15 protein-coding genes are annotated in these 23,883 nt (G+C 72.8%); 6 read left to right on the plus strand and 9 right to left on the minus strand.

From position 1 onward, the window contains the following. Positions 1–25: 25 nt before the first annotated feature. Entirely contained in the window at positions 26–5,074 is a 5,049-nt protein-coding gene (locus ACTMS9_RS25760; protein WP_441166211.1) for an NAD-glutamate dehydrogenase, read from the minus strand. A gap of 287 nt (positions 5,075–5,361) precedes the next feature. Between ACTMS9_RS25760 and ACTMS9_RS25765 the strand changes: the two genes are divergently transcribed. Next, entirely contained in the window at positions 5,362–7,320 is a 1,959-nt protein-coding gene (locus ACTMS9_RS25765) for a penicillin-binding transpeptidase domain-containing protein (protein ID WP_441166212.1), read from the plus strand. 157 nt (positions 7,321–7,477) lie between these two features. Here the strand turns inward: ACTMS9_RS25765 and ACTMS9_RS25770 are convergent, their stop codons facing one another. The 6 genes from ACTMS9_RS25770 to ACTMS9_RS25795 form a co-directional block, all read right to left on the minus strand. Further along, positions 7,478–8,773, minus strand: coding sequence for an arginase family protein (locus ACTMS9_RS25770; RefSeq protein WP_441166213.1), 1,296 nt, complete (start codon positions 8,771–8,773; stop codon positions 7,478–7,480). 66 nt (positions 8,774–8,839) lie between these two features. After that, positions 8,840–9,766, minus strand: a complete 927-nt coding sequence (locus ACTMS9_RS25775; RefSeq protein ID WP_441166214.1) for a tetratricopeptide repeat protein — start codon at positions 9,764–9,766, stop codon at positions 8,840–8,842. A gap of 202 nt (positions 9,767–9,968) precedes the next feature. After that, entirely contained in the window at positions 9,969–11,657 is a 1,689-nt protein-coding gene (locus ACTMS9_RS25780; RefSeq protein ID WP_441142873.1) for an acyl-CoA mutase large subunit family protein, read from the minus strand. A gap of 92 nt (positions 11,658–11,749) precedes the next feature. Continuing rightward, complete coding sequence (locus ACTMS9_RS25785) at positions 11,750–12,154, minus strand: Asp23/Gls24 family envelope stress response protein (protein WP_210776221.1); 405 nt, start codon at positions 12,152–12,154, stop codon at positions 11,750–11,752. An 83-nt stretch (positions 12,155–12,237) separates the two neighbouring features. After that, complete coding sequence (gene meaB / locus ACTMS9_RS25790; protein ID WP_210776220.1) at positions 12,238–13,242, minus strand: methylmalonyl Co-A mutase-associated GTPase MeaB; 1,005 nt, start codon at positions 13,240–13,242, stop codon at positions 12,238–12,240. A gap of 55 nt (positions 13,243–13,297) precedes the next feature. Then, positions 13,298–14,497: an acetyl-CoA C-acetyltransferase gene (locus ACTMS9_RS25795; RefSeq protein ID WP_441166215.1), complete on the minus strand. Its 1,200-nt coding sequence runs from the start codon at positions 14,495–14,497 to the stop codon at positions 13,298–13,300. Between the two features lie 62 nt (positions 14,498–14,559). Between ACTMS9_RS25795 and mce the strand changes: the two genes are divergently transcribed. The 5 genes from mce (at position 14,560) to ACTMS9_RS25820 (ending at position 22,662) form a co-directional block, all read left to right on the plus strand. Beyond that, positions 14,560–15,036: a methylmalonyl-CoA epimerase gene (mce, locus tag ACTMS9_RS25800; protein WP_154942305.1), complete on the plus strand. Its 477-nt coding sequence runs from the start codon at positions 14,560–14,562 to the stop codon at positions 15,034–15,036. Between the two features lie 355 nt (positions 15,037–15,391). Further along, complete coding sequence (gene ccrA / locus ACTMS9_RS25805) at positions 15,392–16,747, plus strand: crotonyl-CoA carboxylase/reductase (protein ID WP_280836239.1); 1,356 nt, start codon at positions 15,392–15,394, stop codon at positions 16,745–16,747. Between the two features lie 277 nt (positions 16,748–17,024). Then, positions 17,025–18,293 carry a cell division protein DivIVA gene (locus tag ACTMS9_RS25810; RefSeq protein WP_357611590.1) on the plus strand — a complete coding sequence of 423 codons (1,269 nt, stop codon included), beginning with the start codon at positions 17,025–17,027 and terminating at the stop codon, positions 18,291–18,293. Between the two features lie 178 nt (positions 18,294–18,471). Further along, positions 18,472–20,568 (plus strand): hypothetical protein, encoded by a 2,097-nt coding sequence (locus ACTMS9_RS25815; protein WP_441166216.1) that lies wholly within the window; start codon positions 18,472–18,474, stop codon positions 20,566–20,568. A 1,032-nt stretch (positions 20,569–21,600) separates the two neighbouring features. Next, the gene (locus tag ACTMS9_RS25820) at positions 21,601–22,662 is read left to right on the plus strand and encodes an AI-2E family transporter (protein ID WP_441143982.1); all 1,062 of its coding nucleotides are present in this window, start codon (positions 21,601–21,603) and stop codon (positions 22,660–22,662) included. A 3-nt stretch (positions 22,663–22,665) separates the two neighbouring features. On the opposite strand, the gene ACTMS9_RS25825 is transcribed toward ACTMS9_RS25820, so the two are convergent. Then, complete coding sequence (locus ACTMS9_RS25825; protein ID WP_154942302.1) at positions 22,666–23,466, minus strand: alpha/beta hydrolase; 801 nt, start codon at positions 23,464–23,466, stop codon at positions 22,666–22,668. A gap of 66 nt (positions 23,467–23,532) precedes the next feature. Further along, a complete protein-coding gene (locus ACTMS9_RS25830; RefSeq protein WP_441142883.1) occupies positions 23,533–23,859 on the minus strand; it encodes a hypothetical protein in 327 nt (108 codons plus the stop codon). Positions 23,860–23,883: the final 24 nt, after the last annotated feature.

Here is a 23,883-nt window from a genome sequence, read left to right on the forward strand (position 1 = left end):
CGCCGGAGGCGCGTCGGCGTACTCGTCAGGCGGCGGCGGAGGTCCGCACCAGGGTGCGGATCTGGCGCAACAGCACCGACAGGGCGGCCAGGTCGGCCCGCGACTCGTCGAACTCCCCCATCGCCCGACGGGCGCGGTGGATCGAGGTGGCGTTCGACTGCTCCCACTGGAGCACCCGCTCGTTCGAGGGCAGGTTGTCCGGGGTAGAGCCGAGAACCTCCGCGGTGAGCGCGGCCAGCGCGGCGTACAGGTCGTAGCGCAGCGCCATCCGGGCCAGCGTCTGCCAGCGGTCCTCCCGCGGCAGCAGGGAGATCTTCGACAGCAGGGAGTCCACCCGGAACAGGTCGGACAGGACGAAGTAGACCGAGGCCACCTCGCCCACGTCCCGCCCGCTGGAGGTGGCCGTCTCCACCACGTCCAGCAGGCCGAAGCTGTACATCAGCCGGGTCGCCTGCTCGGCCAGGTCGCGCGGCAGACCCCGCTCGGTCATCGAGTCGATGTGTGCCGCCAGCGACTCCCGCTCGCTGCCGTAGAAGCGCTCCTCCAGGTCCGGCAGGAGTCGGGCCACGCCGTCGCGCAACCGGGCGATCTCGGCCGGCACGTCGATCGGGGAGCGCCGGTTGGTGACCAGCCAGCGCACCGCGCGGTCGAGCAGCCGCCGGGTGTCCAGGTAGACGCTGGTCTGCAGCTCCGGGGAGACCTTGTTGTCCAGCGCCTCGACGGCGTCCCAGAGTTCACGCAGCCCGAAGACCTCGCGGACCACCACGTACGCCCGGATCACGTCCGCCGACGACGCGGCCGTCTCCTCGACGACCCGGAAGACGAACGAGATGCCGCCCCGGTTGATCGCCTCGTTGACCAGCACCGTGGTGACGATGTCGCGGCGCAGCCGGTGCTGGGCCATCCGATCGGCGAAGCGCTCGCGCATCGGCGTCGGGAAGTAGTTGACCAGGACCTCGGTCGTCCACTCCTCGTCGGCCAGCCCCTCGGCCAGGATCTCCCGCTCCAGCACGATCTTGACGTACGCGAGCAGGACCGCGAACTCCGGCGCGGTCAGCCCGGACTCGGTGCGGACCGCCAGTTCCTCGTCCGGCGGCAGCGCCTCCAGGGCCCGGTCGAGCTGACCGGCCCGCTCCAGCTCGTTGATCATCCGGCGGTGCACCGGGAGCAGCGACGCGGCCTGGGCCTGGGCGTTGTTGATCGCCCGCGCCTGGTCGTAGTTGTCCCGCAGCACCAGCTCGGCGACCTCGTCGGTCATCTGGGCGAGCAGCTCGTCCCGCTCGGGGACGTCCAGCGCGCCGTCGGCGACCGCCGTGTTGAGCAGGATCTTGATGTTCACCTCGTGGTCGGAGCAGTCCACCCCGGCCGCGTTGTCGATGAAGTCGGTGTAGATCCGTCCGCCCGCCAGGGCGTACTCGATCCGGCCGAGCTGCGTGCAGCCGAGGTTGCCACCCTCGCCGACCACCCGGCAGCGCAGGCTCTTGCCGTCCACCCGGATCGCGTCGTTGGACTTGTCGCCCACCTCGGCGTTGGTCTGCGTCGACGCCTTCACGTAGGTGCCGATGCCGCCGTTCCAGAACAGGTCGACCGGCGCGGTGAGGATCGCCTTCATCAGCTCCTGCGGGCTGAGCTGCGTCGTGCCCTCGTCGAGGTCGAGCACCGCCCGCACCTGCGGCGTGATCGGGATCGACTTGGCGGTACGCGGGAAGATCCCGCCGCCTTCCGAGATCAGCTTCCGGTCGTAGTCCTCCCACGACGACCGGGGCAGCTCGAACAGCCGCTTCCGCTCGGCGTACGAGGTGGCCGCGTCCGGGTCCGGGTCCAGGAAGATGTGCCGGTGGTCGAAGGCGGCCACCAGCCGGATGTGCTCCGAGAGCAGCATCCCGTTGCCGAACACGTCACCGGACATGTCGCCGACGCCGACCACGGTGAAGTCCTGGGTCTGGGTGTCGTGGCCCAGCTCGCGGAAGTGCCGCTTGACCGACTCCCAGGCGCCCCGGGCGGTGATGCCCATCTTCTTGTGGTCGTACCCGGCGGAGCCGCCGGAGGCGAACGCGTCGCCCAGCCAGAACTGGTGCGCCGCCGAGATCTCGTTGGCGATGTCGGAGAACGTGGCGGTGCCCTTGTCCGCCGCCACCACCAGGTACGGGTCGTCGACGTCGTGCCGGACCACGTCGGTCGGCGGCACGATCTCGCCGCCGACGATGTTGTCGGTGACGTCGAGCATCGCGCCGACGAACTCCTTGTAGCAGGCGACCGCCTCGTCGCGGTCCCCCGGCTTCTGCTTGAGCACGAAGCCGCCCTTGGCGCCCACCGGAACGATCACGGCGTTCTTCACCATCTGCGCCTTGACCAGGCCGAGCACCTCGGTGCGGAAGTCCTCCCGCCGGTCGGACCAGCGCAGCCCGCCCCGGGCCACCGGCCCGAACCGCAGGTGCACGCCCTCGAACCGGGGCGAGTACACGAAGATCTCGAACTTCGGCCGCGGGGCCGGCAGGTCCGGGATGGCCTGCGGGTCCAGCTTGAACGCCACGTACGACTTGGGCCGCCCGCCGACCGGCTTCTGGTAGAAGCTCGTCCGCAGGGTGGCCTGGATCAGCGTCAGGTACGACCGCAGGATCCGGTCCTGGTCCAGGCTGGCCACGTCGTCCAGGGCCGCGCTGATGGCGCCGACCAGCTCGTCGCCGCGCTGCCGGCGCTCCTCCATGCTCGCCGAGCCCGGGGCGAACCGCGTCTCGAAGAGCTCCACCAGCAGGGCGGCGATCTTCGGGTACGCGATGAAGGTCTGCTCCATGTAGTCCTGGGAGAAGACGGTGCCGGCCTGGCGCATGTACTTCGCGTACGCCCGCAGCACCACCACCTGCCGCCAGGTGAGACCGCCGCGCAGGACCAGCTCGTTGAAGCCGTCCACCTCGGCCTCGCCCCGCCAGGCGGCGGCGAAGGCGTTCTCCACGTGCGGACGCACCTCGGCCAGCTCCTGGTGCCTTTCGGGCAGGCGCAGGCCGAAGTCGTACAGGAAGACCCGGCCGTCGACCCGGTCCACCTCGTACGGGTGCTCGTCGACCACCGCGACGCCCAGCGAGTGCAGCACCGGCAGCACGGCGGAGAGCATCATCGGCTCGCCGTACCGGTAGACCTTGAAGCGGACGTCCATGGCGTCGTCGGCGTCCCCGCCGGCCCCGCGCGGCGCGAGCTGCTTGCGGAACAGGTGCATCTCCAGCTGGCCGGGCTCCTCCAGCAGCTCCAGCTTCGCCAGGTCCTTCATCGCCTCGTACGGCGTGTGGCCGTCCTTGTAGCCCTCGGGGAAGGCGTCGGCGTACCGGCTGAACAGGTGCTTGGCCTGCTCGTCGCCGAGCTTGCGCTCCAGCACCAGCCGGTAGTCGTCGTCCCAGAGCCGGGTGGCGTCGGCCAGCTCCTCGGCGAGCAGGTCGGCGTCGACCTCGCCGGGCGGGTTGGTCGGGTCGGTCCGGACGATGAAGTGCACCCGGGCCAGCATCGACTCGGTCACCCGGGTGGTGTAGTCCACCCCGACGCCGTTCAGCTCGTGCAGCAGGATGTCCTGCATGCGCAGCCGGTTCTGGGTGGTGAACCGGTCCCGGGGCAGGTAGATCAGGCAGGAGATGAACCGCCCGTACGCGTCCCGGCGCAGGAAGACCCGCAGCTGCCGGCGACCGGCCATCCGCAGCACGCCGATCACGGCGTGGTACAGGTCGTCGGTCTTGATCTGGAACAGCTCGTCGCGCGGGTAGGTCTCCAGGATCTGGAGCAGGTCCTTGCCGGAGTGGCTGCGCTGGCTCAGGCCGGAGCGGTCCAGCACCTCGGCGACCTTACGTCGGACCACCGGCAGCTCACGGACGCTGGTCCGGTACGCGGCGGTGGAGAACAGGCCGAGGAACCGCCGCTCCCCGACCACCTCGCCGGCCTCGTTGAAGATCTTGAACCCGATGTAGTCCAGGTAGGCCGAGCGGTGCACGGTCGCCCGGGAGTTCGCCTTGGTGATGATCAGCAGGCGCTTCTCCATCACCTTCTCGTGCGCCTCGGGCGTCATCGACGACAGCGCCCGGGCCTCCGGCGAGTCCGACCGCAGGATGCCCAGCCCGGTGCCGAGCACGGCCTCCAGCGCCGGTCCGTCGCCGCCGTCGCTGTCGACCAGCCGGTACTCCCGGTAGCCGAGGAAGGTGAAGTGGTCGTGAGCCAGCCAGCGCAGCAGCTCCACCGAGTCGGTGATGTCCTTCTCAGGCACGGGCGGACGGTTGTCGGAGGTCCGGGCCGAAGCCAGTTCGTCGGCCAGCGCCAGGGCGCGCTGCCGCATCTTCGGCCAGTCCTCCACCGCCTCGCGCACGTCGGTGAGCACCCGCTGCAGCTCGCGGCGCAGCTTCTCCCGCTCCCCCGCGTCGCGGACCGGGTCGATCTCGATCCGCATCCAGCTCTCGACCAGGTCGCCGGCGATCGCGTCGTCCGGCTCGACGTCGGCGGAGACCTCGGTCAGCCGGCCGAGCGGCTCCCGCCGCACCACGACCAGCGGGTGCACCAGCAGGTGCACGTCGAGGTGGTGGGAGTTGAGCAGCGCGGTCACCGAGTCGACCAGGAACGGCATGTCGTCGGTGACGATCTCGATGACCGTGTGGTGCTGCTCGGCGTCCGGCTCGTGGATGCGCAGTTTCAGCTCGCCCGGCACCCGCTGCTGGGCCAGGTCCCGGTGCGCCCTGGCGGCGTCGAGCATCTCCTCGGCGGTGAATCCGATCAGTTCCTCGTCCGGCGCGAACCGCCAGAAACGGCCCACCAGGGTGGCCGCGTCGTGGTCGTCGCCGGCCAGCGCCACCGCCTGTGCGACCAGGCGCTCCGCGTTGGGTACCGGCTCGTCGAGCTCCGCGTCCTCCACGTCGTCACCGAGCGCTTCGGAAGGAAGCCCCAGTTCGTAGAGGGTGTCGATACTCGAACCGGTCATCCCGGTAACTCCTGTGTCGAGTCGGCCGAAGCCGTCCCCGTCGGTCGCCGAATCGAAGCTGTCGTCCCGGCCGGTGTCAGCCTGCCGGAGGTCGGGTCCCGGTTTGATCGCCGGACGCCGGTCCATCGGTGCCACTCCCCTCGACCCACCGCGTTGTGGGTCACTCTGCCGCCCAGCCTAGGCCCTGCCACTCTGTCCGTTCGTCGGCGGACCACCGGCCGGACGTCCGGTTCGGGACTCTGTCCTTTCACCCGTTGCAGATGCGTGGTCGGCCGGCTGCGGAGTACCCCGACTCGCGATGTTCATCACACCGCCGTCGGGGTCTTCACGCAGCGTGCGGCCACGCCAGGGCGGTACGGGGAGCACGGTCGTACTAGCGTGCAGGGCAGTCCGAGATCCGGAGGTACCGCTCCATGCCCGTGTCGTACCCGCTCCGCCGTCCCCGTACGCGCCTCCGGCCGGCCCTCGCGGCGCTGACCGCCACCGTGCTGGCGGCCGGCGCGCTCACCGGGTGTTCGGACGGTGACGGACCGGAGCGGACCGTCGACGCCTTCCTGGCCGGCTGGCGCTCCGGCGACCTCGGCGCGGTCGGGTTCATCGACCCGACCGGCGCCCGGCTGCCGGCCACCGAGGTCGCCAAGGAGATCAAGGAGCTCTCCGGCGAGCTGGCCGCCACCCCGCCCACCCTGCGCCGCTCCGGCGACGCCGAGGTCACCAAGGACATCGCCACCGCCAAGGTCCGGGTGGAGTGGGCGCTGCCGGGAAAGACCACCTGGGCGTACGACCGGCCGGTGCGGCTGCGCCAGGGCCGGGACGACCAGTGGCAGGTGATCTGGGAGCCGCAGCTGGTGCAGGAGCAGCTCGGCGAGGGCGACCGGTTGACGGTACGCCGGACCGCCAGCCCGCGGGCCGGGGTGCTGGACGCCGCCGGGCAGCCGATCGTGGCGCCCCGGCAGGTGGTCCGGGTCGGTGTGCAGCCCAGCGAGGTGACCGACGTGAAGGCGCTGGTCAGGCAGCTCGACGCCGCGTTCAAGGCGATCCGGCCGGCGCTGAATCCCCCGGTCGACCTCTCCGACCTGCCGAAACGCCTCAGCGAGGCGGATCCGGGCGCCTTCGTCGAGGTGGTGACGCTGCGGGACGAGGCGTACCGGCAGATCCGGTCGCGCATCTACGACCTGCCCGGCACCCGGTTCCCCACGGAGAAGCGGGACCTGGCCCCCACCCGGGAGTTCGCCCGGGCGCTGCTCGGCTCCGTCGACGAGGCGCAGGCCGACGACCTGGCCGCCCACCCCGACCGGTACGCCAAGGGCGACCTGGTCGGGCACGGCGGCCTCCAGGGCCGCTACGACGACCGCCTGCGCGGCACTCCCGGGCTCACCGTGCTCGTGCAGGGGCCGGCCGGTCCCGACGGCAGCCCGGAGCCGACCGAGGTCTTCCGGCACGAGCCGCAGTCCGGCCAGCCGCTGAAGACCACCCTCGACGTGGCCACCCAGAACGCCGCCGACGCCGCGCTGCGCGGCGAGAAGCGCCGCTCGTCCCTGGTGGCGGTACGGATCAGCGACGGCGCGGTGCTCGCCGCGGCCAACGGGCCGGGCGCGGCCGGGGAGAACCTGGCCTTCACCGCCCAGGTGCCGCCGGGCTCCACCTTCAAGGTGGTCAGCACCCTCGGCCTGCTGGACCGCGGCGCGGTCGGCGCCGACTCCGTCGTGGACTGCCCGAAGACGTTCACCGTGGACGGACGGCCCTTCAAGAACTCCGACGACTTCGTCCTCGGCAAGGTGCCGTTCCGCACCGACTTCGCCAGGTCCTGCAACACCGCCTTCGCCTCCCTGGCACCGAAGCTCGGCCCCGACGGGCTGGCCGTCACCGGCCGTACCCTCGGCCTGGAGGGCAGCTGGGACCTCGGCACGGACGCCTTCACCGGCAAGGTCTCGGCCAACGGCTCGCCGGTCGAGCAGGCCGCCGCCGCGATCGGCCAGGGCACCACCGTGGTCAGCCCGCTGGCCATGGCCGGGGCCACCGCCGCGGTCGCCCGTGGGCGCTGGGAGCAGCCGAAACTGGTGCTCGACCCGGCCCCGGCCAAGCCGGCGGAGCCCGGCCCGCAGCTCAAGGCCGAGTCGGTGGAGCCGCTGAAGGCGATGATGCGCGAGGTGGTCACCGCCGGCACGGCGAAGGCGCTGGCCGACGTCCCCGGCGGCCCGGTGTACGGCAAGACCGGCACCGCCGAGTACGACAACAACCCGGCGCACACCCACGCCTGGTTCGTCGGCTGGCAGGGTGACGTCGCGTTCGCGGTCTTCGTCGAGCAGGGCGGGTCGAGCACGGCCAGCGCGGTCCCGATCAGCGAGCGCTTCCTCCGCGCCCTCCGCTGACCCGCCCCCAGCGCCGGCGCGCCTCGCCGGCCGCGAGCGTTGGTCGACTCCGTTTGCGGCGAGTCGTGGTGTCCGTCAGCCGTGATATCGCAACACGCCGCAAACCGTGTCGATCACAGACCAGGCGAGCCGGGCCGGACCGGGGGTGGGCGATCCGTCAGGCGATGCCGGCGGACGACGGTGAGGGGTCGTCCTCCGACGTCCCGTCCTCGTCGGCACGGGGCACCCGGCGGAGCAGGCCGGGCCCGACGGCGGCGGGCGGCCCGACCGGCTCGACGGCGACGGCGGGCACCGGCGTCTCCACCGGCGCCGGCGCGAGCCCTCCGGTCGCCGGGCCCGTCGCAGCCTCCGGCTCGTCCACCGCCGGCTCGCCGGACCCGAACGGCGCGATGCCGACCGGGGAGCCCGGCCCCGGCGCTCCGGCCGGCCCGGCACCGCCGTTGGGCGGGGTGGCGAGACCGGCGCGGGTCGCCGGCCCGGTGGACCGGACGCGCTGCGGCGACGGGGCGGCCGGCAGCAGCCGGGGCGGCACCGCCTGCGGCACCGACACCGGGGCCAGGCCGGCCACGACGGTGTTGACGATCTCGGCGGCGTACGAGCCGTCCGGGTCGTAGTCGGGGTCGAAGACGGTCAACTCGACGCCGAGGCAGTGCGGGGTGTCCACCAGCCCGGCGAGCAGGATCTCCAGTTCGGCGAAGGCGATCCCGCCCGGGTCCGGCGCGTCCACCGCCGGCATCACCGCCGGGTCGAGCACGTCCACGTCGATGTGCACCCAGTAGCCGGCGCAGTCGGCGAGCTGCTCGTGCGCCCACTGGGCGGTGCGGGCCGCGCCCTCGGCGCGCAGCGCCGGCACCGGCCGGGTGGTGATGCCGGCGGCCTGGAGGTCGAGGCGGTACTCGTCCTGCGCGCGGATGCCGAGCACCACCACGTCGATGTCCCGGAAGTAGGGGCGCCGCCCCTCGATGGCGGCCAGGTCGGCCTGCCCGCGCCCGGTCACCAGGGCCAGGTCCTCCCCCGCCGCCGCGCCCACGTACGAGGCGTTGCCGGGGTGCCGGAAGTCGGAGTGGCCGTCGACGAAGACCAGCCCGATCCGGCCGCCGACCGCCTCGCCGAGCCGGTGCATGGCCAGCGCCGAGCCGAGCAGCACCGAGCAGTCGCCGCCGAGCACCAGCGGGAACTCGCCCCGGTCGATGATCGCGCCGATCCGGTCCGCGAGGGCCACCGAGTAGCCGGAGATCTCCCGGGCGTGGCAGACGCCGTCGCCGGGCCGCCAGTCGCCCGGGTCGTACCGGGGTGGGGTGAGGCAGCCGGCGTCGCGGGCCCGCAGCCGGGCGAGCAGGTCGTGGTCGCGCAGCGCGCCGGGCGCCTTGCCGCAGCCGGGAACGGAGGTGGACGTGGGTGGGCGCAGTCCCAGGTTTGTCGGCGCGTCGAGGACGGCGATCCGGCGCATCATGGGCTCCCGTCCTCGGTGGTCGGGCGGGCCGGCCGGAACGCCGGCCCGCGCTGGCGTGCTACGAACTCAGAACAGGGCGCTGGCCAGGGCCCGCCGGGCCGAGGCGACCGCGGGGTCGTCCGGGCCGGCGATGGTGAACAGCGAGACCAGGTGCTGGCGTACCTTCTCCCGGTCGTCGCCGGCGGTCCGCCGGACCAGGCTGACCAGCCGGGCGTACGCCTGCTCGGCCAGGCCGCTGAGCACCTCGATGTCGGCGGCGAGCAGCTGCGCCTCGACGTCGTCGGGGGCGGCCTGCGCGGCGGCGACCGCCGCCTGGGGGTCGACGCCGGCGACCCGCCGGGCCACCCCGACCTGGGCCAGGCCGGCCTCCGCCGCGGCGTCCGCCGGGGACTCGGCGAGGATCTTCTTGTACGCCCGCTCGGCGGCGTCCAGGTCGCCGCTCATCAGGGCGTCGTCGGCCTCGTCGAGGCGCGGGTCCTCCGGCTCGGCCACGGCCACGCCGCCGGCCTTGAGCACCGCCGAGATCCACTGGCGCAGCTGCGGCTCGGGGACGACGCCGGGGAACGCGTCGATCGGCCGCCCGCCGACGACCGCGTAGACGGTCGGGATCGCCTGGATCTGGAACATCTGGGCGATCCGGGGGTTCTCCTGGACGTCGACCCGGGCCAGCACCCACGCGCCGGCGTCCTCGGTCGCCAGCCGCTCCAACACCGGCGCGAACTCGTCGCTCTCCGGGTAGCCGGCCGCGCCGAAGAAGACGACGACGGGCGTGGTCAGCGAACGCTCGAGCACCTCGGACTGGAGGGTCGCCTCAGTCACGTCGATCACGGCGAGGCCGCCGCCTCCGGTGGCGGGGCCGCCCGGGAGACCGGCGGACGGGCCGGCCTGGGCCGGTGTGCTGGGGCGGGTGTTGGCCGGTGCGGTGCTGCGCAGCGCGCTGAGGTCGACCGCGCCGCGGGTGAAGATCGACGAGGTGATCCGTGGGTCGCTCATGGTTATCTAGTCTCGCACGTGTCCCGCGGAACTCAGATCAACCGCGACGGCGACAGTTGCAACTCTCACCCCTGCTCACCGCCCACCCGGCCGCTGCCGCGACCGCCCTCCGCGAGCGCGCCCGCACGGGTGGCCGTTCGCACCTTTCGCGGTGCCTTCGGGGCCACCGGCGAGGCACCGGTCGCGGAGGGCGGGAGGCGGGTCAGAAGCGGGCGGGTTCGCGGTAGACGCCCCACTCGGCGCGCAGCGCGTCGCAGATCTCGCCGAGGGTGGCCTCGGCGCGGACGGCGTCCAGCATGGCCGGGATCATGTTCTCGCCGGTGCGGCCGACCTCGACCATCCGGGCGACGGCGGCCTTGACGGCGGCGTCGTCCCGGGCGGCCTTGCGCTCGGCGAGCACCCGACGCTGCTCCAGCTCCACCTCGTGCGAGATGCGCAGGATCTCCAGCTCCTTGGCGACCGTGCCGGTGTGGCAGTTGACGCCGACGATCCGCTTGTCGCCCTTCTCCAGCGCCTGCTGGTAGACGAAGGCCGACTCGGCGATGTGACCGGTGAACCAGCCGTCCTCGATGCCACGCAGGATGCCGGAGGTCATCGGGCCGATCTGGTGCGGGCCCTCGCCGCCGAGCTGCCGGATCCGGGCGAAGATCTCCTCCGCCTCGGCCTCGATCTTGTCGGTGAGCGCCTCGACGTACCAGGAGCCGCCGAGCGGGTCGGCGACGTTGACCACGCCGGTCTCCTCCATCAGCACCTGCTGGGTACGCAGGGCGATCTCGGCGGACTCGTCGGTGGGCAGGGCCAGGGTCTCGTCGAGGGCGTTGGTGTGCAGCGAGTTGGTCCCGCCGAGCACCGCGGCGAGCGCCTCCACGGCGGTCCGTACCACGTTGTTGACCGGTTGCTGCGCGGTCAGCGACACCCCGGCGGTCTGGGTGTGGAACCGCAGCCAGAGCGCCTTCTCGCTGGTCGCGCCGTAGACGTCGCGCAGCCAGCGGGCCCAGATCCGGCGGGCGGCGCGGAACTTGGCGATCTCCTCGAAGAAGTCGACGTGCGAGTCGAAGAAGAAGCTCAGGCCCGGGGCGAAGACGTTGACGTCCAGCCCGCGGCTGAGCCCCAGCTCGACGTAGCCGAACCCGTCGGCCAGCGTGTACGCCAGCTCCTGCGCGGCGGTCGCCCCGGCCTCGCGGATGTGGTAGCCGGAGACCGAGAGGGGCTTGTACCGCGGGATCTCCCGGGCGCAGTACTCCATCAGGTCGCCGATCAGGCGCAGGTGCGGCTCGGGGTCGAAGAGCCACTCCTTCTGCGCGATGTACTCCTTGAAGATGTCCGTCTGCAGGGTGCCGTCCAGCTTGGACAGGTCGGCGCCCTGCCGCTCGGCGGCGACCAGGTACATGCAGAAGACCGGCACGGCCGGGCCGGAGATGGTCATCGAGGTGGTGACGCCGGCCAGGTCGATGCCGTCGAAGAGCGCCTGCATGTCGGTGGCGGTGTCGATGGCGACGCCGCAGTGGCCGACCTCGCCGAGCGCCTGCGGGTCGTCGGAGTCGCGGCCCATCAGCGTGGGCATGTCGAACGCGACCGAGAGCCCGCCGCCGCCGGCGCCCAGGATCATCTTGTAGCGCTCGTTGGTCTGCTGGGCGTTGCCGAACCCGGCGAACTGCCGGATCGTCCAGGTGCGCCCCCGGTAGCCGGTCGGGTGGAGCCCCCGGGTGTACGGGAACTCGCCCGGCCAGCCGATCCGGTCGAAGCCCGGGTACGCGGTGCCCTCCGGCGGGCCGTAGACCGGGTCGACGGTCATCCCGGACAGCGTGGTGAAGTCGGCGTCCCGCTTTCGCGCGGCGTCGTAGCGGGCCTGCCAGCGTGCCCGTCCGGCTGCGATCTCGTCGGCGTTCATCCGCGGGGCTCCTCCTCGAGTCCTCGACTGAAGACCGAGTGTAGAACGGAGTCCTGAACGATCGCTAAGGAAGTTCGTACCGGTCGGTAACCTTATCCGGCCGGGGCGTCGAGCGCGACGTCGTCCACCCGGATGTTGATCTCGTCGGCGCGCAGGCCGTACGCCTCGACCGCCGCCGTCACCGCCGCCCGTACCGCGTCGGTCACCTGCGGCACCGGGTGCCCGGCGGAGATCACCAGCACCAGGTTGACCACCGCCCCGCCGTCGGTCACGTGCGCCGAGCAGCCCCGCCGCGCGTCGCCGACCTGGTCCAGGCCGACCCGGTCGAGCACGGCGTTGAAGAACCGGGCGACGTCGCCACCGAGCTCGGCCACCCCGGGCACGGACCGGGCGGCGGCCACCGCGATCTTCTCCACCACCTCGTCGGAGACGTGCGTCGTCCCGCCCGCCACCGCGTCCGGAGTCACCGACAGCTCCTGCGTCGCCTCGTCAGCCATGGTTTACCCGCCCACTCGTCCAGCCCCACGCTCGCCGTGGAGCGGTGCGAGCGTACTAGGCGGGCAGGTCCGCAGTGGACCGGTCAGGACCCGAGCTGGGCCAGCAGCTCGTCCGCTGCGGCGTACGGGTCGAGCGCGCCCTCGGCCACCTTGGCGGCGAGCGTCGACAGCTCCGTACCGTCGCGCAGTGAACCGATCCGGGCGCGGAGCGCGCCGAGCGCGATCGCCTCGATCTCGGCGGCGGCCCGCGTCTCCCGGCGGCGGCGCAGCTCGTCGTGCTGCTCCAGCCAGCCGCGGTGCTTGTCGATGGCGGCGGCGATGTCGTCGATTCCCTCGGCCCGTGCGGCGATCGCGCGGACCACCTGCGGACGCCACTCGCCGGGCCCGCGTTCACCGAGAGCGATCATGCCCTGGATGTCGCGGACCGTCGCGTCGGCGCCGTCCCGGTCGGCCTTGTTGACCACGAAGACGTCGGCGATCTCCAGGATGCCGGCCTTGACCGCCTGGATCGCGTCGCCCATGCCGGGGGCCAGCAGGACCAGGGTGGTGTCCGCGAGCGAGGCCACCTCGACCTCGGCCTGGCCGACCCCGACGGTCTCCACCAGCACCACGTCACAGCCGGCGCCCTCCAGCACCCGCACCGCCTGCGGGGTGGCCGCGGACAGCCCGCCGAGGTGGCCCCGGCTGGACATCGAGCGGATGTAGACCCCCGGGTCGGTGGCGTGGTCCTGCATCCGGACCCGGTCGCCCAGGATCGCGCCGCCGGTGAACGGGCTGGACGGGTCGATCGCCAGCACACCGACCCGGTGACCGCGCGCCCGCAGCGCCCGCACCAGCTCGTTGGTGGTGGTCGACTTGCCCACCCCCGGCGAGCCGGTCAGGCCCACCACCTGGGCCTGACCGGCGTACGGCGCGAGGGCCGCCGCCACCTGCGGCAGCACCTCGTCACCGGACTCGACCAGGGTGATCAGCCGGGCCACCGCGCGGGGGTCACCCGCGCGGGCCCGCTCCACCAGCATCGGTACGTCCCGGCTGCGGCGCACCGGCCCGGTGGCCGTCGCCGGGACGTGATCGACGGCGTCGCTCACTGTGGTCCCTTTGTTCACGGCTGCGAAGCTCGCAGCACCGACTCGCTCCGCGCGCTCACTGCTGGCTCTCGGCCCCAGCCGGCACGTGGATGATCAGTGCGTCACCCTGACCGCCGCCGCCGCAGAGCGCGGCCGCGCCGGTGCCGCCACCCCGGCGCTTGAGCTCCAGCGCGAGGGTGAGCACCAGCCGGGCGCCGGACATGCCGATCGGGTGGCCCAGCGCGATCGCGCCGCCGTTGACGTTGACCTTGTCCGGGCTGACCCCGAGGTCGCGGGCCGACTGGATGCCGACCTGGGCGAACGCCTCGTTGATCTCGATCAGGTCCAGGTCGGCGACGCTCAGCCCGCCCTTCTTGAGGGCGTGCTGGATGGCGTTGGACGGCTGCGAGTGCAGCGAGTTGTCCGGCCCCGCCACGTTGCCGTGCGCGCCGATCTCGGCCAGCCAGGTCAGCCCCAGCTCCTTGGCCTTGGCCTTGCTCATCACGACCACGGCGGCGGCGCCGTCGGAGATCGGCGAGGAGCTGCCGGCGGTGATGGTGCCGTCCTTGGTGAACGCCGGGCGCAGCTTCGCCAGCGACTCGGCCGTGGTGTCGGGGCGGATGCCCTCGTCCTCGCTGATCACCAGCGGCTCGCCCTTGCGCTGCGGGATGACCACCGGGGCGATCTCGTCGGCGAAGTGGCCGTTCTTCTGCGCGGCGGCGGCCCGCTGGTGGCTGGTCGCGGCGAACGCGTCCTGCTCCTCGCGGGTGATGCCGTGCCGCACGCCGTGCTTCTCGGTGGACTCGCCCATCGCGCAGCAGTCCCAGGCGTCGGTCAGCCCGTCGAGCGCCATGTGGTCCTTGATCATGACGTCGCCGTACTTGTAGCCGGAGCGCTGGCCGAGCAGCAGGTGCGGGGCGTTGGTCATCGACTCCATGCCGCCGGCCACCACGATGTCGAACTCACCGGCCCGGATGAGCTGGTCGGCCAGGGCGATCGCGTCCAGGCCGGAGAGGCAGACCTTGTTGATGGTCAGCGCCGGCACGGACATCGGGATGCCGGCCTCGACCGCCGCCTGCCGGGCCGGGATCTGCCCGGCGCCGGCCTGGAGCACCTGCCCCATGATCACGTACTGCACCTGGTCCGGAGCGACGCCGGCGCGCTCCAACGCCGCCTTGATCGCGACGCCGCCGAGCTTCGTCGCCGGGAGATCCTTGAGGTTGCCCAGCAGGCGCCCCATGGGGGTCCGCGCGCCGCTGATGATCACCGAAGCCATTGCCTGCCTCCGAGGGGGTGCCGACCTGTACGCCTTAACGATTGTTCGGTCAGACTAGCGCCATGGCTGAGAACTCCCCCGTCGAGCCCGCTGCCGACTATGTCACAGACATCGGCCTGCGCCGCATCGACCACGTCGGGGTCGCGGTCGCCGACCTCGACGCCGCGATCGACTTCTACCAGCGCACCTTCGGCATGCGGTGCGTGCACGTCGAGACCAACACCGAGCAGGGCGTACGCGAGGCGATGCTGGCCGTCGGCCCGACCACCGAGGGCGGCTGCGTGCAACTGCTCGCCCCGCTGACCCCGGAGTCGACCATCGCGAAGTTCCTGGACCGCAACGGGCCGGGCGTGCAGCAGGTGGCGTACACGGTGGCCGACATCGACGCCGCCTGCGCCGCGCTGCGCGAGCGGGGCGTACGGCTGCTCTACGAGAAGCCGAAGCGGGGCACCGCCGACTCCCGGATCAACTTCGTGCACCCGAAGGACGCCGGCGGCGTCCTGGTCGAGCTGGTCGAGCCGGCCGCCGACGCCCACTGACCGCCCGCCTCGCCTGTTCCGCACTGCCGTTTGCGGCGTGTCGCGGTGTCCCCGCCGTCGGACACCGCGACACGCCGCATCCGGGGCCGGCGGACCTCGCCGGCCCACCCAGGGAACGGGGCGGAGCGCGGGGGTGCGCGGTACGGGTGCGGCGCGGACACCTCCACGCACCGGCCAATGCAGTTTTTCACACAGGACTTCCGGCCCTAGCTACCGTTCAGTAACGTCCCGGCCCAACAAGGAGCGCGACCGGTGCCGGATGTGTCGATTGCCGACATGGCGGTCGGTCGCACCGGCGCCGACGATGGCAGCACCCCTGCCCCCCGGCGTGGGTGCGGACGAACGGGAGGTCACCGTGCAGGACATCCTCGAAGCGATCATGGCGGCGGAAGGCTCCGACCGACCGGAGCGCGAACTCGCCGGTCTCGCCGGACTGCCGGTACCGGAGACCTACCGCGGCGTGGTCGTCCGGGCCGAGGACACCCGGATGTTCGACGGGATGGCCACCCGCGACAAGGACCCGCGCAAGGCCCTGCACCTGCAGGAGGTGCCCACCCCGGAGCTCGGCCCGGGCGAGGCCCTGGTCGCGGTGATGGCCAGCGCCATCAACTACAACACGGTCTGGACCAGCATCTTCGAGCCGCTGCCGACCTTCAAGTTCCTCCAGCGCTACGGCCGGCTCTCCGAGCTGACCCGCCGGCACGACCTGCCGTACCACGTGGTGGGTTCGGACGCGGCGGGCGTGGTGCTGCGCACCGGTCCCGGCGTGACCAAGTGGAAGGCCGGCGACGAGGTCGTCGCGCACTGCCTCTCGGTGGAGCTGGAGGACGCGGCCGGCCACGACGACACCATGCTCGACCCGCAGCAGCGGATCTGGGGCTTCGAGACCAACTTCGGCGGCCTGGCCGAGCTGTGCGTGGTCAAGGCCAACCAGCTGATGCCCAAGCCGCGCCACCTGAGCTGGGAGGAGGCGGCCAGCCCCGGGCTGGTCAACTCGACCGCGTACCGGCAGTTGGTCTCGCACCACGGCGCCAACATGAAGCAGGGCGACGTGGTGTTGATCTGGGGCGCCTCCGGCGGCCTGGGCGGCTACGCCACCCAGATGGCGCTCAACGGCGGCGCGATCCCGGTCTGCGTGGTCTCCTCGCCGGAGAAGGCCGAGCTGTGCCGGAAGATGGGCGCCGAGCTGGTGATCGACCGCACCGCCGAGGGCTTCCGGTTCTGGAAGGACGAGCAGACCCAGGACCAGGACGAGTGGCGCCGCTTCGGCGAGCGGATCCGCGAGCTGACCGGCGGCGAGGACCCGGACATCGTCTTCGAGCACCCCGGCCGGGAGACCTTCGGCGCGAGCGTCTACGTCGCCAAGAAGGGCGGCACCATCGTCACCTGCGCCTCCACCAGCGGCTACCTGCACCAGTACGACAACCGCTACCTGTGGATGCACCTCAAGCGGATCGTCGGCAGCCACTTCGCCAACTACCGCGAGGCGTGGGAGGCCAACCGGTTGGTGTCGCTGGGCCTGATCCACCCGACGGTGTCGCGGACCTACCCGCTGGAGCAGACCGGCCAGGCGGCGTACGAGGTGCACCGCAACGCCCACCAGGGCAAGGTCGGCGTGCGCTGCCTCGCCCCCACCGACGGGCTGGGCGTCCGGGACACCGCGCTGCGCTCCCGGCACGAGGACGCGATCAACCGGTTCCGCGGCCACTGAGCCGTCCGGGTGATGCCGGCATGCCCATTGCGGTGAGGCGGCCATTGCCTTTCCACATGGGCGGCGCACCCCATTCGAGTGACAACGGACAAAGGGCCGCGGGCATCCCCCGCGGCCCTTTTCCCGCTCACTCGGCGTGACCTCGGCCCGCCCGGGACCTGCCAAGATCGCCGATTGGTCCGGTGTCGACGAGCGCAGTAGTTGACCATGTAATGAGGACACGAAAGGTCGGGACCGCTCTTGCGAACGACCCCGGGGGGTCTGCAAGTATGTCCCAATGCCCCAGCAGCAGTCCTCCCCTCTCGCGTTCTTCGATAACGCGAACTCGCAGCCAGATTTCACCGTCGGCCTGCGCGGATACAACACCCACCAGGTCGATGACTTCATCGGCCGGATGACCGCCGCGCTGACCCAGTCCGAGCAGGCCCGCGCCGAGGCCGAGCAGCGGATGAACGACGCCCAGCGTCGGCTCCGCCAGGCCGAGCAGCGCCAGAGCGCGCTTGAGCAGAAGCTCACCGACACCAGCAAGCAGCTCGAGGAGAACAGCCGGCCGACCCTCTCCGGCCTGGGCACTCGCGTCGAGCAGATCCTGCGGCTGGCCGAGGAGCAGGCCAACGACCACCGCAACGAGGCCAAGCGCGAGTCGGAGGGCATCCTCTCCGCGGCCCGCTTGGAGGCCCGGGAGATCACCGACAAGGCGCGCGCCGAGGCGGCGGCGATGAAGGCCACCGCCGAGCGGGAGGCCGGCAACGTCCGCACCACCGCCGAGCGCGAGGCCGCCGAGGTCCGCGTGCAGGCCCGCCGCGAGGCCGACACCCTGCGCGCCGACGCCGACCGGGAGACCAAGCAGCTGCGTACGGTCACCGCGCACGAGGTGGCCGAGCTGAAGTCCACGGTCGAGCGGGAGGTCGCCACCCTGCGCGCCACCGCCGAGCGGGAGATCACCCAGCAGCGGGCCAAGGCCGCGCGCGAGGCCGAGGAGAAGCGGGCCGAGGCGACCAAGCTGCTCACCGACGCCCGCGACAAGCGGGACAAGGACCTCCAGGCCCTGGAGCTGCAGCTCGCCGAGCGCCGCGAGAAGGCCGAGCGCGAGGAGTCCGAGCGGCACGCCGCGCAGGTCGCGCAGACCCAGAAGCTGGTCGGCGAGGCCGAGCAGCGGGCCCGCGCCGCCCAGGAGCGCGCCAAGGAGATCGAGCAGCGCGCCGAGGCCCGCCGGGTCGAGTCGGAGCGCACCGCCAACGAGACCGTCGACAAGGCCAAGGCGCTGGCCGAGAAGACCCTCAACGAGGCCAAGGCCGAGGCGAACCGGCTGCTCACCGAGGCGCGCACCGAGGCGGAGCTGACCACCCAGGCGGCCCGCCGCGAGGTCGAGGACCTCACCCGCCAGAAGGACGCCGTCACCTCCCAGCTCGGCCAGATGCTCTCCGGCCTGGCCGGCATCGTGCCGGGTGTGCCGGCGCAGCAGCCGGCCGCCGCGCCGGCGAAGCCGGAGGCCGCCAAGGCCGCCGGCACCGAGCAGCGGGCGACCGCGGAGACGGCCAGCTGACCCACCGCACCGTCGGGGCATGAGTTCACGGCGCGGGGTGACACCGGGTGACCGGTGGCACCCCGCGCCGTATGCGTTTCCCAACCCCTGATACGGCCGGTCCGACCGTGATGAAGTAGGTCGCAACAGGGGCGTCCGTATCGCCCCAGCAGGACCGGATGCGTGTGAGGATGGGGGTATGTCGCACGGCGAGGAACTGTTCGATCTCGGCGGGGACGTGACCACGGAGCCCAGCTTCGAGTCCGCCCTGCGGGGGTACGAGAAACGACAGGTCGACCGGTACGTCGCTCGTGCGGAGCACGAGATCGCGACACTGACGGCCGAGCGGGAACAGGCGTACACCCAGATCCACAAGCTGGCCGGGCAGGTCGAGCATCTCCAGCGGGACCTGGCCCAGGTGCGCAAGCAGATCGGCGTGGTGGACCGCGCCTCGTTCAAGCACCTGGGGCCCCGGGTCGAACAGATCCTCGCCCTCGCCGAGGAGCAGGCGGACGCCATCCTGAGCGCCGCCAACGATGAGATCGAGGCCCGTCGCGCCGCCGCCGAGCACATCATCGACGAGGCCCGCGAGCAGGCCGCCCAGGCACTCAAGGACTTCGAGATCGCGTTGGCGGCGCGGCGCGCCGAGGAGGAGCGGCACACCGCCGCCCGCAAGGCCGAGGCGTCGGCCGCGCTCAAGAGCGCCAAGGAGGACGCGGCCCGGCTGCGGGCCACGGCCCAGGACGAGTCGAATCGGCTGCGCGCCACCGCCCAGGACGAGTCGACCCGGCTGCGCGCCGCCGCCCAGGAGGCGCTGACGAAGGCGCAGCAGGAGGCCACCCAGCTCCGCGACACGGCCAAGGAGATCCACAGCCGGGCCCAGCAGGAGGCCACCAAGCTGCGCGAGACGGCCAAAGAGGCGCTGGCGAAGGCGCAGCAGGAGGCCACCGAGCTGCGCGAGGCGGCCAAGGAGGTGCACGCCAAGGCCCAGCAGGAGGCCAAGCGGCTCACCGAGTCGGCGGCCGAGGCCGGGCGGGCCACCCACGCCAAGGCCCTCCAGGAGGCGAAGCGGATCACCGACGACGCCGAGGAGGCCGCGAAGGGCACCCGGGGCCGGGCCCGGCAGGAGGCGCACCGGCTGACCACGGAGGCCGCGGAGACGGCCAAGCGCAGCCGCGCCGAGACCGAGGCGTACGTGCAGCGGATGCGCAGCGAGACCGAGGCGTACGTGCAGCACGCCCGCGCTCAGACGCAGCAGGAGCTGGGCGCCTGGCGAGCGGGCGTGGAGAAGGAGGTCAACGGCCAGCGGGAGGCCGCCGACCGGGAGCTGGCGCAGCGTCGCGCCGCCATCGAGCAGGAGTACGCCAAGCGCCGCGACGAGCTGGAGAAGCAGCACAAGACCCGCCACGACCAGCTGGAGCGGGAGTGGACGGCGCGCCGCGACGAGATCGAGCAGGGCGCCGCCGAGGTCCGTCGGTCCGCCGAGGTCGACGCGCTCACCATGCGCCGCCGGGCCGAGGAGGAGGCCACCACCCTGCTCCAGCGGGCCGAGACCGAGTCGGCCGACAAGCGCCGCAAGGCCGACGAGCACGTCGCGGCGTCCCGCCGGCAGTTCGAGGAGTACGCCGCGACCACCCAGCAGCACCTGGCCACCACCCAGCAGCACCTGGCCGCGACGCAGCAGGAGGCGGCGGCGGGCCGGCAGCAGCTCGCCGAGGTGATGTTGGAGATCGCGCGGGCCCAGCAGCAGCTCGCCGACCTGCGTCAGGAGACCTGGCAGGCGCGGCAGGAGTCCGACGAGCTCCAGCGGCAGATCACCGAACTCCAGCTTCGGAAGGTCACCGGGACGGCGGCCGTACCGACGACGGACGGTGCCGCTCCGGCGCTCGCCGGCGTCACTCCGAGCACCGACGGCGCGAAGCCCACCGGCGACGGCGCGAAGCCCAAGGCCGACGCCGTGAAGGCCATCGCCGACGGCGCGCGAGTCACCGGCGACGGCGCGAAGACCGCGCCGGCCACCGACGGGGCCAGGCCGAAGGCCGAGCCGGTCGCCGGCACGGACGGGGCGAAGCCCAAGGCGCGCCCGGTGGCCGAGCCGGTGACCACCGTGGACGGTGGCACGGCCAGCGCCGGTGTCGACGGGGAGCCGACGGTGGCCGCGGTGCCCGGTACGGGCGGCCGCGAGGCCACCCCGACCAAGATCACCAGCACCGGCGAGAACGGCAAGCGGCCGACCAAGCCGACCACCGACGAGCGCGGCGCCAAGCCGAGCAAGGTCACCGCCGAGTCGGAGTGACCGGGGCCGTTCCGGCGCCGCGAGTGCCGGAACGGCCGCCCGGCTGAGCTGGGCCAGGACTCGCCCTGACCCGTGCGGTATCCGGCCGTCCGCCTCGCCATCAGGCCGGACCGGATCGCCCTGCGCCGCCGAGGTCCTGAGCCTGTCCCGGGTCCTGAACCGCCTCGACCCGGCCCACGATCGTCCCGATCCACGGCCGTCCCAGCCCCGCCACAATCGCCACCCACGATGGTCCCGACCCGCGACCGTCCCAGCCCCGCCACAATCGCCACCCACGATGGTCCCGACCCACGAGCGTCCCAGCCCGCCACCGTCGCGGCTCACGACGTCCCGATCCACAGCCGTCCCAGCCCGCCACGGTCGCGGCCCACGACGGTCCCACCCCGCTGGGGTCCCGACCCCGCCAGCATCCTGGCGACCCGGCCCCGACGACACCCCTCCGCCACACGCTTTGCTCTGCTGCTGTCCAGGCAACAGCGGAGTGCTCCCAGTGTTGCCGGTTGGGCAGCAGAGCAAAGGAGGCGACGGGACCGTCGCGGTGCCCGGCGCGGTGCGACTCTCCAGGTGAAATGACGGACCGCGGTCGGCAACGCAGCCGGCCGGGACGGACCGCCCGGGCGGAAGGTTGTCCAGCCGAGGCCCGGTCGGCGGAGCGTGGCTGGTCCGACAGGCCTGGCGGGCGGCCGGACAATGCGGGCGGGGCTGGCTCGGGCACCTGCCGGCCACTACCCTCCGGGCAGGGGGCCGGCCCGGGGCTCGGGCCGGACGGTCCGACAGGGTCCGGCGTACCGCCGGGGCACGATCCGGGGAGGTCGAGTGGGACAGGACGAACCGGTGGAGGGCGAATTTCGGGACGACGCCGGCACCCGACCCACCACGCCCGGCGGGCGACGCACCCAGCGCGACGGAGAGCACCCGTCGACCGACGGGGACCCGACGGACTTCGAGCCCACCGGGGAACGGCCCGCGGCCGGCGCGCACGCGGCCACGTCGACCGACGCCGACCCGACGGAGTTCGAGCCGGCCGCTCCGGTGGCGACCCCCTCCGGGCGCTACGGCCAGCCGGGGCGGCCGCTGCGGCGGAGCAGCTTCCTGGTCGGCTTCACCGGTGCGCTCGGCGTGCTGCTGGCGTACACGCTCTATCTGGGCGTTCGCAACGCCGGCGGCATCCTCGTCCTGGTGGTCATCGCGCTCTTCCTGGCGGTCGGGCTCAACCCGGCGGTGGTCCGGTTGCGCTCCTGGGGAGTGCCGCACGGTCTCGCGGTGACGACGGTGGTGCTCACCCTGCTACTGCTGATCGCCGGCGGCCTGGTGGCGCTCGTGCCGCCGGTGGTGACGCAGACCGGGGAGTTCGTCGACCAGATCCCCAGCTACGTCGAGGAGTTGCGGCGCAACCCCACGGCCAACGAACTGGTGGAACGGTACGACGTGATGGAGCGCGTGCAGTCGGCGGCGAACGCCGACACCGTGGGCCGGGCACTCGGCGGTGTGCTCGGCGGCGCCCAGCTCATCTTCGGCACCCTGCTCCGGGCGCTCACCGTGCTGGTGCTGACCATCTACTTCCTGGCCTACTTCGACAAGCTGCGCGCCCTGGCGTACGGGCTGGTCCCCCGCTCGCGGCGGCAGCGGGTCAGCCTGATCGGCGACGCGATCCTGACCAAGGTCGGGGCGTACATGGTGGGCGCGCTGAGCATCGCCGTGCTGGCCGGCGTGAGCACGTTCGTCTTCGCGCTGGTCGTCGGGCTGCCGTACCCCTTCGCGCTGGCCGTGGTCGTCGCCGTGACCGACCTGATCCCGCAGATCGGCGCCACCCTCGGCGCGGTGATCGTCGCCCTGGTCGGGTTCGCCACCGGGCTGCCGACCGGGATCGCCTGCGTGGCCTTCTTCCTGGTCTACCAGCAGGTGGAGAACTACCTGATCTACCCGAAGGTGATGCGGCGGTCGGTGGAGGTCAACGAGGTGGCCGCCCTGCTCGCCGCGCTGCTCGGGGTGGCGCTGATCGGCGTGGTCGGCGCCCTGATCGCCATCCCGACGGTGGCGGCGCTCCAGCTCATCCTGCGCGAGGTGGTGCTGCCCCGGCAGGAGGCCCGCTGACCCTCAGTCCCGCGCCGGTCCCGGGACGGGCGTATCGGCGAAGGAGGCCACCGTACGGTCGGCGTACGCGCTGACGTCGCCGGTCTCCATCGGGCCGTCCCAGGTGGTGGGCAGCGGCAGCGGCACGGCCGGGTTGACCCGCCGGACGATCTCGTCCAGCACCGTCTCGGCGTCGCCCACCCAGAGGTGCTTCGCGCCGGGCACCCCGACCACCTCGGCCTGCGGCACCGCCGCGAAGCGCTCCCGCGCCTCGTCCGGCCGCAGGTAGTCGTCGAACTCGGGCACCAGCGCGGTGAGCGGGGTGCCCGCCTCGGCCCAGGCCGCGAGATCCGCCGGCTCGGAGAAGCGCAGCGGCGGGGAGAGCAGGATGGCGCCGGCCACCGCCGGGTCGCAGCCGTGCTTCAGGGCCAGGTCGGTGCCGAACGACCAGCCCACCAGCCAGATGTTCGGCAGTTCGTGGAACTCGGCGTACTCGATCGCGGCGGCGACGTCGAACCGCTCCCCCACCGCGGCGTCGAAGGCGCCCTCGCTGGTGCCGCGGACGCTGCTGGTGCCCCGGGTGTTGAACCGGAGCACGGCCAGGTCGGCCAGGGCCGGCAGCCGCCAGGCCGCCTTGCGGAAGACGTGGCTGTCCATCATCCCGCCGTGGGTGGGCAGCGGGTGCAGGCAGACCAGGGTGGCCACCGGCTCCCGGTCGACCGGTCGGGCCAGCTCACCGACCAGGCGCAGGCCGTCGGCGGTGTGCAGCTCGATGTCCTCCCGGTGGCCGGGCAGGATCGACGACGCGCGGATCGGTGTGCTCACCGCTCAAGTCTGGCGCGACTTCACCGCCGCCGCCCGCCCGGGCGGAAACAGGGTGATCCAGATCGCTCAGCCGTACTTCGGCGCGCTGCGCCCGCGCTGGATCGCCGGGCCGCGCCGGTCCCGGGCCCGCCAGCAGCCGCTGTGCCAGTGCCGGCGGTCGGTGAGGTCACCCGTCCCGTCCGCCGGCCACGCCACCAGGTGCGCCACCCCGGGGCGGATCTCCTGGTCACAGCCGGGGCAGCGGTACGTTTTGGTGGACGCCCCGCCGCCGATCCCGCGTACCTGCCACTCGCCGTCGCGCCACTGCTGCACCGAGGCGACGCCCTGGCGGACGCGGTCGGGCTCCAGGTGGGCGGCGTCGTCCCGGCGGGGACGATTGCGACGGGGGCTCACGTACCCAAGGTTACGGTCAGTCCC

Origin of the sequence: Micromonospora sp. L31, from assembly GCF_052068075.1 — a bacterium.
In the GTDB taxonomy this organism is placed as follows: domain Bacteria; phylum Actinomycetota; class Actinomycetes; order Mycobacteriales; family Micromonosporaceae; genus Micromonospora; species Micromonospora purpureochromogenes.

Excerpts from the sequence above, each read along its gene's own strand:
- ACTMS9_RS25760 (WP_441166211.1), bottom strand. The coding sequence starts at position 5,074 with ATGGACCGGCGTCCGGCGATCAAACCGGGACCCGACCTCCGGCAGGCT.
- ACTMS9_RS25765 (WP_441166212.1), top strand. The coding sequence starts at position 5,362 with ATGCCCGTGTCGTACCCGCTCCGCCGTCCCCGTACGCGCCTCCGGCCG.
- ACTMS9_RS25770 (WP_441166213.1), bottom strand. The coding sequence starts at position 8,773 with ATGATGCGCCGGATCGCCGTCCTCGACGCGCCGACAAACCTGGGACTG.
- ACTMS9_RS25775 (WP_441166214.1), bottom strand. The coding sequence starts at position 9,766 with ATGAGCGACCCACGGATCACCTCGTCGATCTTCACCCGCGGCGCGGTC.
- ACTMS9_RS25780 (WP_441142873.1), bottom strand. The coding sequence starts at position 11,657 with ATGAACGCCGACGAGATCGCAGCCGGACGGGCACGCTGGCAGGCCCGC.
- ACTMS9_RS25785 (WP_210776221.1), bottom strand. The coding sequence starts at position 12,154 with ATGGCTGACGAGGCGACGCAGGAGCTGTCGGTGACTCCGGACGCGGTG.
- ACTMS9_RS25795 (WP_441166215.1), bottom strand. The coding sequence starts at position 14,497 with ATGGCTTCGGTGATCATCAGCGGCGCGCGGACCCCCATGGGGCGCCTG.
- mce (WP_154942305.1), top strand. The coding sequence starts at position 14,560 with ATGGCTGAGAACTCCCCCGTCGAGCCCGCTGCCGACTATGTCACAGAC.
- ACTMS9_RS25810 (WP_357611590.1), top strand. The coding sequence starts at position 17,025 with ATGCCCCAGCAGCAGTCCTCCCCTCTCGCGTTCTTCGATAACGCGAAC.
- ACTMS9_RS25815 (WP_441166216.1), top strand. The coding sequence starts at position 18,472 with ATGTCGCACGGCGAGGAACTGTTCGATCTCGGCGGGGACGTGACCACG.